This window comes from Pseudarthrobacter cremeus, from assembly GCF_051857465.1.
In the GTDB taxonomy this organism is placed as follows: Bacteria; Actinomycetota; Actinomycetes; order Actinomycetales; family Micrococcaceae; genus Arthrobacter.
Window position 1 is genome coordinate 46,085 of sequence record NZ_JBPZHC010000009.1, and the last position, 11,184, is coordinate 57,268.

Genomic DNA, 11,184 nt, shown 5'->3' on the forward strand with positions numbered 1-11,184 from the left:
CTCCATGACCATGACCACCGAGCAGGCCGAATGGTTTGCAGGCACTTTCGAGAAACTCGTCGCCAACGTGGGCCAGGCGGTGCTGGGCAAGGACCACGTCATCCGGCTGACCTTCACCGCGATGCTGGCCGAAGGGCACGTGCTTTTCGAGGACGCTCCCGGCACCGGCAAGACCATGCTGGCGCGGGCGATGGCAGCCACCGTCCAGGGCTCCAACAACCGCATCCAGTTCACCCCTGACCTCCTGCCCTCGGACGTCACCGGCGTCACCATCTACGACCAGAAGACGCAGAAGTTCGAGTTCCACAAGGGCCCGATCTTCAACAACATCGTCCTGGCCGATGAAATCAACCGCGCCTCGCCCAAGACGCAGTCGGCGCTGCTGGAGGTCATGGAGGAGTCCCGGGTCACCGTGGACGGCGTCACCTACGAGGCCGGTCGGCCGTTCATGGTGATGGCAACCCAGAACCCCATTGAGCAGGCAGGCACCTACCGGCTGCCTGAAGCGCAGCTGGACCGCTTCCTGATCAAGACCTCCATCGGCTATCCGGACCACGCCTCCACGGTCCGGCTGCTGGGCGGCACGAACCTGAAGGACCGCTCCAAGGAACTTTCCGCGGTGATCACCACCCAGGCCGTGGCGGACATGGCTGACCTGGCCGCGACGGTGCACGTGGACACCGCGGTGCTCGAATACATCTCCCGGCTCTGCGAGGAGACGCGCAACGCGCCCGAGTCCCGCCTGGGCGTCTCGGTGCGGGGCGCCATCGCCATGGTCCGCGCCGCCAAGGTGTGGGCCGCGGGCCAGGGCCGGAACTTCGTCCTGCCGGATGACGTCAAGGAACTCGCGCCGGTCGTCTGGACCCACCGCTTTGTGATGGACCCGGAAGCCGAATTCTCCGGCGCCACCCCGGAGGCTGTCCTTGCCCGGGTCCTCTCCGACGTCGCCGCACCGCAGCAGCGCGCCAACGCCTGAGGGTCCCTGCGGACCTGAGAACAACCACCGACCAGCGCGAACAAAGGCACCTTTATGTCCAGCAGCACACCGTTGACCCGGCTTGCTGACCTGCTTCGGCAGCCCTTCCACCGGGACGGCCGGCCAACGCGGCTGCACCCCTCGGCCGTCTGGGCCGAGGCCACAAGCACCGCAGCACTCGCCCTGACTCCGGCGTGGCTCAAAACCCGCGGCCTGTGGCTTCGCTACGTGTGGCCCGTCGTCTCGGTGGTCAGCGTCCTGGGCTGGTCGGTCCTCGCCGCGTCCATCCTGCTGTGGAGCTTCGGCCAGGCCTTCGGCTGGCAGGAAGCGAAGGCCGCGGCCATCGCCGCGTTTGTCCTCATCCTTATCGCCATCGGGTTCATCATGGGCCGCTCCTCGTACGGTGTGATCCTGGACCTGGCCCGGACCCGGGTGGCCGTGGGTGACAGCGCGGTGGGCAGTATTTCCGTTTCCAACACCTCGACCCGCCCGCTCCTGCCGGCCGCGCTGGAACTGCCGGTGGGCAACGCCACCGCGATCTTCCACCTGCCCAGGATGAAGCCCCGGCAGGTGCATGAGGACCTCTTCACCATCCCCACCGCCCGCCGTGCCGTCATCGTGGTGGGCCCGGTCCGCTCCGTCCGGGCAGACCCGCTGCACCTGCTCCGCCGCCAGGTGATGTGGACCGAGCCGGAAGACCTCTTTGTCCACCCGCGCACCGTTGCCCTGGCCGGCTCCGCCGCCGGCTTCATCCGCGACCTTGAAGGCATGCCCACGACTGACCTCTCCAGCGCCGACGTTTCCTTCCACGCCCTGCGCGACTACGTACCGGGCGATGACCGGCGGCACATCCACTGGAAGACCACCGCACGGACCAACAAGCTGATGGTTCGCCAGTTCGAGGAAACCCGACGCGCGCACCTGGCCATCTCGCTGTCCATCAACACCGACGAATACGCGTCAGAGCAGGAATTCGAAATGGCCATCTCTGCCGCCGCCTCGATCGGACGGCAGGCCATCCGCGAACAGCGCGAGCTGGACGTCCTCACCCAGAAGGGGCCGCTCCGCTGTGAAACCGGCCGGAACATGCTGGACGACATGACACGGATCGCCGGCGCACCCATGCGCCGGACCGCCGTCGACCTCGCCCGCACGCTGGCCGATACGGTTCCCAACGCGTCGGTGGTCTTTTTCGTGGTGGGCAGCAATGTCACCCCCGCCCAGCTCAGGTCGGCTGCGGCATCCGTGCCGCCGGGAGTCCGCAGCCTGGCTGTCCGCCTCCAGATGGGGGCCGCACCCACGCGCGCCAACATCGCGGACCTCACGGTACTGACTCTCGGCGACCTGGCCGACCTCGCCATTGTCCTCAGAAAGGCCGCCGCATGAGCGTCCAACCGGGCCTCCGGCCTCGACCGCAGCAGCGGCAGACTGAATCCGCGTTCGCCGACGGCCAGCCTCTCTGGCATTTTGTACTCGACGCCGGCGCCCTCACGCTCCTGCTGGGGCTGGGCCTGCTGGGCTTCAGCCTGAGCTTCGGCGGGGACCCCTACTACCTGGTCTCAGGCTTCGGCGGCATTGTCCTGGGGCTCGGCATCGCTGCCGCGAACGCACACCTGCGCCTCGGGCTGCTGATCACCGCGGCGACCGCCCTCGGCGCCTACCTGGTGTTCGGCACTGTGCTGGCCGTTCCGGACGCGGCAGTGGCTGGATTCGTGCCGAGCCTGGAATCCCTTCGGACCCTGCTTCTGGGCGTCGTGTTCGCCTGGAAAGACATGCTGACAGTGGGCGTCCCGGTGGGATCAGCCGGGGGCGTGCTGATTGTGCCGTTCCTCAGCTCCCTGCTGACCGCCCTGGTGGCGGGCCTCCTCACCTGGCGGCTCAAGAGCCCCTACTGGCCGTTGCTTCCCGTGCTGGCCCTGTTTGTCACCGGCATAGCGTTCAGCACCAACGCCGCCTTCCTGACGGTGGAGCGCGGCATCGGGCTGACCGTTATTGCTATCGCCTGGGCCACCTTCCGGCGCGACGCGCTGCGCCGGAGCGACACACGGAAAGTCTCCGTCAACCGCCCCGAGACTGACACCGCCACGGCCAGGAAGGCCCGGCTCCGCAGGCTCGGAACTGCTGCGGCTGTCATAGCTGCCAGCGTGTTCATCACCTCCCTCGCCGCGCCCCTGGTCACCGCCGGTTCCGACCGCAAGGTCCTGCGCAATGTGGTGGTCCCGCCGTTTGATCCCAAGGCCTACATCACGCCCCTGGCTAGTTTCAGGACGTTCGTCAAGGACAAAAAAGACGACACCCTGTTCGTGGTCAAAGGCCTTCCGCGCGATGCCCGTGTCCGGCTGGGCGCCCTGGATACGTTCAACGGCACCAACTACAACATGGACCCCAACGGCTCCGGAAGCTTCAGCAAGGTCGGCGACACGGAGTCCATCAACACCCTTGCCGACACTTCAAGCGTGGTCCCCACCAACGACTACTCGATCGACATCATCATCGAGGACTACCAGGGGTATTTCGTTCCGGGCGGCCGGAAGACCACAGGCCTGAGCTTTGACCAGAGTGCCTCTACTGCGGCCTCGGGCCTGTACTTCAACGCGGGCACGGACACCGCTGTGACCACCAAGGGTCTTTCCAAGGGTGATTCCTACAGTGTCCAGGTCTCGGACCCTGTCAAGCTCGAGCACGGGCAGCTTACCCAGTACGACTTCGCCAAGATCACCCTGCCGGACGCTGTGGAGGTTCCGCCGGTGGTGGGATCCCAGGCCAATGACCTCTCCGCCGATGCCCCCACCGCGATTGACCGGGTGCGCCAGATCGAGGCGCATTTCCAAAAGACCGGCGCCTTCAGCAACGGGCTGGTCACCGAGGGACAGCTGCCCAGCGTCTCCGGCCACAGCTCCTCACGGATCCGGAACCTGCTCACCGCCAAGCAGATGCTTGGCGACGACGAACAGTATGCGGTGTCCATGTCGCTGATGCTCCGCCACCTCGGGATACCGTCACGGGTGGTGATGGGGTTCTACCCCGAACCCACGAGCCCCGAGAACGGCGCCGGCGAGGTGAAGATCACGGGCAAGGACGTCCACGCCTGGGTGGAAGTGGCGTTCGACCGGGTGGGCTGGGTGACCTTCGACCCCACGCCCCCCAAGGACAACATCCCCATCCCGCCGGACCCCGAAAACAAGTCCAAGCCGAAGCCCCAGGTGCTTCAGCCACCGCCTCCGCCGCAGGAACCGGCGGACCTGCCGCCGGATTCCTCCCCGGATGCGCTGGACGCCGACCAAAAGAAGAACAACCCCTGGCTGTTCTGGGGTGCATTGCTGGGGGCGCTGGGCGTTGCCCTCATTCCGATCGCCATCCTGGCGCTTCCGCTCCTCCTGATCGCACTGCTTAAGTCGCGAAGACGGAAGGCGCGTTTCACAGAAGGGCACCCGGCGCAGCGTGTGGGCGGCGGCTGGAATGAAGTACTCAGCCTGGCCACGGACATGGGTGCGGGAATCGACACGCGTTCAACCCGGCGCGAGAGCGCTGCCGTGGTGGCCGACGCCTTCCCCGCAACGGGGCAGACCACCACCATGCTCGCGCACCGGGCCGATGCCTCCATCTTCGGCTCGGGCCAGCCAAGCGAGGAAGAAGTGCGGGAGTACTGGAACATCGTGGACGGTTCGCTGAAGGAAATGACCGGGACCGTGGGTTTTTGGCGCCGCCAGCAGGCAAGGTTCTCGCCCCGTTCGTTGCTGGCCGACGGCCGCAACGCCCTGAAACTGCGCGGTGGCCGGCTCGGGCTGGGCCCGCTGGCACCGTCCCGGCAGGGCTCCAAGGCACAACCCAACACCACCGGTAGGGTGGAGACCGGCCCGGACGCCTCCGGCAGCCCGGCTCCGGCAGTACAGCAAAGCGGAACCCGGACGACGGCGGCCGCCCCCGAGGCTGATGAGTCCACCGTTCTCCGGAACCCTGGCAGAAAGAAACACACTGAATCATGACCTACGAGGCCGAGCGCTGCCAGCGGTGCCAGCAACTGATCCGCGGCGGCGCCACGTTCTGCACGGCCTGCGGGGCTCCGCTGCCGAACAGGTCTGCCCGCAGCGGGCGGAATGTGGATCACGCCCAGCGGGCGCTGATGGATCGCGCGGCGGAGCAGCAGTTCCCGATACCCGGTACTATCCCGGTAGTACAAACGTCTCCAGGGGGAGGAACGGGAATGGCAGCCAATCTTGAGCTTGTGCCGGCCACGGCCGGGAAGCGGCTTGGCGCCGCGGTGCTCGACTGGCTGGCGCCGGTGGCAGTGCTGGTGCTGACTTTCGCCATCGGCTTCGCGGGAGTCACGCGTACCCAAAGGGGCGGCTTCATCATCTATGACACCGCTTCGCTGGTCCTGTTCGGCAGCATCGGACTGGGGCTGACCCTTGGTTATCTGCTGGTGCAGATGAGCCTGGAAGGCCGCACGGGCAACACGGTCGGCAACCGGGCCATGGGGATCCGCAGCGCTGACAAGGATGGCTACGCACCCGGGGCAGGGGGAGTCGCGCTCCGTGGTGTCGTTACCGGCGCGGGCATCATCCTTACCCTCCTGGCGGCCTTGGCCGTGATCATCTTCCAGTGGTTCGACATTGCCACGTTCATCCTTGGCCCGATGCTTCTGGCCGGTGCCGCCTGGGCTGTCCTGGTGGTGGTTTCGAACGCCTGGGACCGTCCCGACAGGCTCCGCGGCTGGCACGATGCCGTAGCGAAAACCCTGATGTTCGACGTGAAGGCCGGCCGTAACCCCATCACCTCCGGCGGGATCCAGGGCCCCTACAGCTTCGCCCCCCTTGATCTGCCCCCCGTCCAGCAGGTTGCCTCGCCCGTGGCCGGTGCCGCGCGGCCGCCCGGCCACCAGGCGCCGGAAAACCAGCAGCAGCCGCCGTTGCAGCCGGCAGCAGTCCAGCAGCCCGCGGCCGTGCAGCCCTACGCACCCATCATGCCGGCGACGCACGCACACCCTGCGACCCAGCCGTACGCAGCTACGCAGCCGTACGGTGCGCCGCCGTCGCCGTTCACCCCGCCGTCGGCCCCTGCCCAGCAGGCTCCGCCCCAAGCCGTCCCGGCCCACCCTTTCCCCTCCCACCCGGCCCCCTCCCACCCGGACGATGACCATGACCGCACCCAGATGCGCAGCGGCGCGCCTTATTCGGTTCCGATGGCAGTTCTCCGGATCAAGCTCGACGACGGCCGGGACTTCCAGCTCGACCGCAACGTCCTGGTGGGCAGGAACCCGGTGGGCCAGACAGGGGAGCAGCAGTCCCAAATCCTGGCAATCGATGACCCAGGCCGTTCGATCTCCAAGACGCACCTACACCTGCTGACCGACGGCACGGGTATCTGGGTCACTGACCGGAACTCCACCAACGGCAGCGCCGTGACCACCCCGGATGGCCTGCGCACGCCGCTGCAGCCGGGTGTACCCGCCTTTGTCAGCCCGGGATCCACTGTCCATTTTGGTGACCGTTCCTTCCACCTAGGACAGGCATGAATTCACAGCCGGACAGTGTCTCCACTGACGATGACCACGCATCGGGCCTCAGCCTGAGTTACGGCTACGGGACGGACCGCGGGCTGCGGCGGGAGCTCAACGAAGACTCCTTCATCGCCTCCGATCCGGTCTTCGCAGTGGCGGACGGCATGGGCGGGCACGAGGCAGGGGAGATCGCCAGCGGGATGTGCGTCAGGGCCCTGGCCGCCATGCCGCAGCTCGCCACCGGGGAGCGGTCCGTCACGGCCTCCGTGCTCCAGCAGTACCTGGTTCGCGCCGACAGCTCCATCAGGGAGGTGACCGGTGCCCGCGCCGGGACCACCCTCACCGGAGCCGTTGTGGTCGAACAGATGGGAATGCCGTACTGGCTGGTGATGAACATCGGCGATTCGCGCACGTACCGCCTGAGCCAAGGCAACTTCGCCCAGGTCAGTGTGGACCACTCAGAGGTCCAGGAACTCGTGGATGCCGGCGAAATCACACCGGAACAAGCCGCCGTACACCCCCGCCGCCACGTGGTAACGAGGGCTCTGGGAACCGGCGACGAGACCGAGGCCGATTACTGGCTGCTGCCTGTTGAGGAAGGCGACCGGATCCTCGTCTGCTCCGACGGACTGAATGCCGAACTGACGGACGAGCACATTTTCCGCATCCTCAGCACTGTCGGGCACCCGCAGGACGCAGTGGATGCCCTGATCCAGGCTGCTCTCCGCAACGGTGGCCGGGACAACGTGACTGTCATTGTGGTTGATGCCAAGAACGTGATGAACGACGGCGGCATCGCCATTACCGCGCCCCGCCGCACCGCTGATGCCGAACAGGAAGTCACGCTGCCGCGTGCACAGATCGTCGACGCCAGCCGCCCGGCGGTCCGGGAAGACGAGAAGGGGGAGCACTGAGATGGCTGCCGCCAACTACACTTCGGGTATCTGGCTTGGCGTGATCCGGTCCGGCACAGTTGTTGTGCTCGGACCGGGGTCCTCGCCGGAGCTCGCCCGGTCTTTGTGGGAGCTGCTGGGGAAGACCCCGGAAGTCCACGAAGTGTTTCATGCCGTGACCAGCGGATTCGGAGTTTCCCTGGCGCAGATTCCTTCCTTCGGAATCGTGGATTTCCGTGACTCCCTCAGGGTTTTCCTCCGCGGTGACCTTGATCTGACTGTTCAGCTGCCGGAAGGCTCCGTTGAGTTGAACGGGCGGGATGTCACCACCTGGACCGAGCGCCGCCTCGCTGCTCCCGAGCGCTACGTCCTGGCCGTCTCCGGCGACAGCCAGCCAGGGGCCCTTCTCCCGCTCGGCGAGGGTGTGGTCCTGCTTCAGTCACTGACCGTGGCATTTGACGGGCCGGCTGCAGAAACAGCGGCGCCGGATCCGGCTTCCGCTGCAGGTGTGTCCGGGCCCCCTGTTATGGAGCCCGCGGCTGCCTCAGGGCTCTTCGAAGCCGACTCTGAGCCGGAGTTCGGACCGGTGCCTGACGCAAAACTGGCGCCTGACGCAGAACTTTCCCCTGACGTTGCACCCGGCCCTGAAACTCCGATTGAGGCCGAATCCAGCCTGGAGCCTGATTCGGAGCCTGAACCACACAGCACCGGCACCATGAATGCGGACCGTGAGGTCTCGGCCGAAACGGTGATGGGCGTGATGGACGAGGACTCCCACTATGCCGCGGACAACCCGGAGCCTGTGCAGCCTGAAGCTCCCGTAACCTTTCCCGACCAGGTGCCTGCCCACGAACTGACGGGCAGCTACGACCACCTCTGGGAGAAAACGGTCGTCCGCCGCATCGAGGACGCCGCCGTCCGCGACGAACCGGAGGAAGAAGACCCGGCATACGCGGCGGGTCGGACAGCAGAAAACGAGTCAGCCGAAAACCTGTCGGCAGAAAACCAGTCAGCACAAAATCTGCATCGGGATCTGCCGGCAGGCGGGTCCGGGCAAGGAGACTCCGGGCCCGAAGAGTCCGCAGCCACCGGATCGGAGTCAGGCCGGCCAGCGGCCCAGGTCTTCAGCGGCTTCGCCATTGCCCCGCCCGCGTCCGATCAGCCAGGCCCACCGCCGGTACCGCAATCAGTGCCGGCACCGCCCGTTGCGCCTGTAACCGGCCTTGGCGGCGGACTGATCGATTCGGTCCCGTGGCGGACCGGCGGGACCAGCGCCTCCGGTGTCCAGGCGCCGGCGTCGTTCAACCTTCCGCCCGCACCCGCACTGGCAGCGCCTGCATCTGCGCCAATTTCAACGTCAATTCCGGGAACTGCACACGCTTCCGGGCAGGCCGCTGCTACTGACGACTTCGACCCGGACCACGACGGCCAGACCATCATGAAGGGCGACCTCGCCGGAATGTCCGCGCGTCCCGCGCCGGTGCGGGCGCCCGATGCCGCCGTCGGACCCCTGGTGCTGGCCCGTGTCTGCGAACGAGGGCACGCCAACCCGCCCACGCACGCGCAGTGCGCGCTCTGCCTCTCGCCGCTGCCTGCCGACGCCGTGCAGGTGGCGCGGCCGCGGCTGGGCAGGATGAGGGTATCCACCGGGGAACTGGTGGATCTCGACCAGTCCCTGGTGATCGGGCGCCAGCCTTCCGTTTCCCGGGTCCAGGGCGGCGGGATGCCACGCCTGGTCCAGGTGGCCAGCCCGAGCGGTGACATTTCGCGGTCGCACGTTGAAGTCAGGCTTGAGGGCTGGCATGTGATGCTCTGTGATCTCAAGGCCACGAACGGGACAGTCCTGGTCCGCGAAGGTCAGCAGCCCCGCCGCCTTGCCCAGAACGAAATGGCCATCCTGCTGGACGGCGACATCGCCGAACTGGGGGACGACATCTCGTTGCGTTTTGAGGAGATTCTTTGAGTTCGAAACGGCCCATTGCGCCGCCGCCCCCTATTCCGGGGTTCACGTACATCAGCCTGCTGGGCTCGGGCGGGTTTTCCGATGTCTACCTCTATGAACAGGACCGGCCGCGGCGGAAAGTCGCGGTTAAGGTCCTGCTGTCCGACCTCAAGACCGAGGGTGCCCGGCGCAGGTTCGAGTCCGAAGCGAACCTGATGGCCCAGCTGTCCTCCCACCCTTACATCGTGACGATCTACGAGGCCGAGGTAACCGCGGCCGGACACTCCTATCTGGCCATGGAATACTGCTCGCGGCCCAGCCTTGACGTCCGCTACCGCCGGCAGCGCTTCAGCGTCGATGAGGTCCTTGCCGTAGGGATCCAGGTGGCTTCCGCGGTGGAAACCGCGCACCGCGCCGGCATCGCCCACCGCGACATCAAGCCTGCGAACATCCTGGTCACGGACTACAACAGGCCCGCCCTGACGGACTTTGGCATTTCGGGAACCCTGGGCGACACCGCCGACGAGGACACCGGGATGTCCATTCCTTGGTCGCCGCCGGAGCAGTTTGCTGACGGCCCGGTGGACGGAATCATGGTGGACGTCTGGGCCCTGGGTGCCACGCTGTACACCTTGCTGGCCGGCAGGTCCCCGTTTGTCATGCCGGGCACAGATAATTCCCAGAGGGAACTGATTGCACGGATCACGAACTCGCCCCTGCCACGGCTGGGCCGGGCCGACGTCCCGGATTCGCTCGAACGCGCGCTGTCGACGGCGATGGCTAAGTCTCCGGCGTCCCGGTACTCCTCGGCGCACGCGTTCGCCCTTGCCCTGCAACGGATCCAGGCCGAACTGAACCTTTCGGTCACACCCTTCGAGGTCCTCGAAGAGCCGCACCTGGAAGACAGCCATCCGGACGACGGCTTCGAGGAAACCCGCGTCCGGAGCATCGCGGCCATCGACCCCGAGCGCACCGGCAGCGCGCCGACGTTCCCGGCACGCACCAGGCCGCAGGGCCCCGGCGCCGGCGCGTCACCGTCAGCCGCGCCGCCGTCGGGCTTTCCGCCGTCGGCGGTGCAACCTGCAGTGCCCCAGCCGCAGGTACCCGGCAACCTTTTCGCCGGCGAGCAGTCCGGCGGCGGGCAGTCCGCCGGGAACCCGGCCGGTGAGTGGGCCCATGCCACCATGCTGCGGGGCAGTGCGCCCGCCGCCACGGAGTACGGCACGCGCCAGGACCCGACCGTGCAGCGGCCGGGACTCCTGTCCTCGCCGGCAGGACACGGACAGGCAGGGCCGTCCCGCCGGTCCGGCGCGGCAGAACCCGCGATCGACGCGACGGTCAGCCGTCCCGCCCCAGTCAGGGAAACCGTCCCCGAAGCCCCGACTGACCACGGCAAACGGAATCTGTGGCTCGCCATCGCCGGCGGGACCCTGCTTGTCCTCGCCGTCATCGTGGGAATCGTGCTGGCCAGCTCCGCGCCCGCGCCGAAGGTCGCCCCTACAGCCGAGGTCAGCAAACCTCCGGCGGACCCCCTGGATAACGGCACCGTCCCCGACGTCGAAGGACTCAGCGGGACGGTTGCCACCGACGGCGATGCTTACTTCTACTGGAACAATCCGCAGCCCAAACCCGGTGACAAATACAAGTGGCGGGTCTACTCCATTGGAGGCAGCGGCGAATACCAGGCCATTGATCAGGCACCCGTCCGGATGAAGCCCAATCCGTCGGGTGAGACCTGCATCCAGGTGATGCTCGTCAGGAGCGACGGATCGTTCTCGCCCCTGGAAAAGGATTCGATAGCCTGCGCCCGCCCGTGAGGCGGGCCGGGAAAGTTTAAGAAACGTGGGCACAGCCCAATCGAGGAGGCACGGAA

At 67.0% G+C, this 11,184-nt stretch carries 7 protein-coding genes; all 7 read left to right on the plus strand.

Translation table 11 applies throughout. The features are described from left to right. Positions 1-4: 4 nt before the first annotated feature. The 7 genes from ACS5PJ_RS16310 (at position 5) to ACS5PJ_RS16340 (ending at position 11,128) form a co-directional block, all read left to right on the plus strand. Positions 5-976 (plus strand): AAA family ATPase, encoded by a 972-nt coding sequence (locus ACS5PJ_RS16310; protein WP_439435918.1) that lies wholly within the window; start codon positions 5-7, stop codon positions 974-976. A 54-nt stretch (positions 977-1,030) separates the two neighbouring features. Then, positions 1,031-2,362 carry a DUF58 domain-containing protein gene (locus tag ACS5PJ_RS16315; protein ID WP_439435919.1) on the plus strand — a complete coding sequence of 444 codons (1,332 nt, stop codon included), beginning with the start codon at positions 1,031-1,033 and terminating at the stop codon, positions 2,360-2,362. Further along, on the plus strand, positions 2,359-4,962 hold the full coding sequence (locus ACS5PJ_RS16320) for a transglutaminase TgpA family protein (RefSeq protein WP_439435920.1): 2,604 nt from the start codon (positions 2,359-2,361) through the stop codon (positions 4,960-4,962). Before ACS5PJ_RS16315 ends, ACS5PJ_RS16320 begins: the two co-directional genes overlap by 4 nt. Positions 4,963-5,180: 218 nt before the next feature. Further along, positions 5,181-6,491: an RDD family protein gene (locus ACS5PJ_RS16325; RefSeq protein ID WP_439435921.1), complete on the plus strand. Its 1,311-nt coding sequence runs from the start codon at positions 5,181-5,183 to the stop codon at positions 6,489-6,491. Then, on the plus strand, positions 6,488-7,390 hold the full coding sequence (locus ACS5PJ_RS16330) for a PP2C family protein-serine/threonine phosphatase (RefSeq protein WP_439435922.1): 903 nt from the start codon (positions 6,488-6,490) through the stop codon (positions 7,388-7,390). The genes ACS5PJ_RS16325 and ACS5PJ_RS16330 overlap by 4 nt, the downstream gene beginning before the upstream one ends. A 1-nt stretch (position 7,391) precedes the next feature. Next, entirely contained in the window at positions 7,392-9,332 is a 1,941-nt protein-coding gene (locus ACS5PJ_RS16335) for an FHA domain-containing protein (RefSeq protein ID WP_439435923.1), read from the plus strand. Next, positions 9,329-11,128: a serine/threonine-protein kinase gene (locus tag ACS5PJ_RS16340; protein WP_439435924.1), complete on the plus strand. Its 1,800-nt coding sequence runs from the start codon at positions 9,329-9,331 to the stop codon at positions 11,126-11,128. The genes ACS5PJ_RS16335 and ACS5PJ_RS16340 overlap by 4 nt, the downstream gene beginning before the upstream one ends. The last annotated feature ends 56 nt before the right edge of the window (positions 11,129-11,184 follow it).

Bases quoted from the DNA above. Each gene is read 5' to 3' on its own strand.
- ACS5PJ_RS16310 (WP_439435918.1), top strand. From the start codon at position 5: ATGACCATGACCACCGAGCAGGCCGAATGGTTTGCAGGCACTTTCGAG.
- ACS5PJ_RS16315 (WP_439435919.1), top strand. From the start codon at position 1,031: ATGTCCAGCAGCACACCGTTGACCCGGCTTGCTGACCTGCTTCGGCAG.
- ACS5PJ_RS16320 (WP_439435920.1), top strand. From the start codon at position 2,359: ATGAGCGTCCAACCGGGCCTCCGGCCTCGACCGCAGCAGCGGCAGACT.
- ACS5PJ_RS16325 (WP_439435921.1), top strand. From the start codon at position 5,181: ATGGCAGCCAATCTTGAGCTTGTGCCGGCCACGGCCGGGAAGCGGCTT.
- ACS5PJ_RS16330 (WP_439435922.1), top strand. From the start codon at position 6,488: ATGAATTCACAGCCGGACAGTGTCTCCACTGACGATGACCACGCATCG.
- ACS5PJ_RS16335 (WP_439435923.1), top strand. From the start codon at position 7,392: ATGGCTGCCGCCAACTACACTTCGGGTATCTGGCTTGGCGTGATCCGG.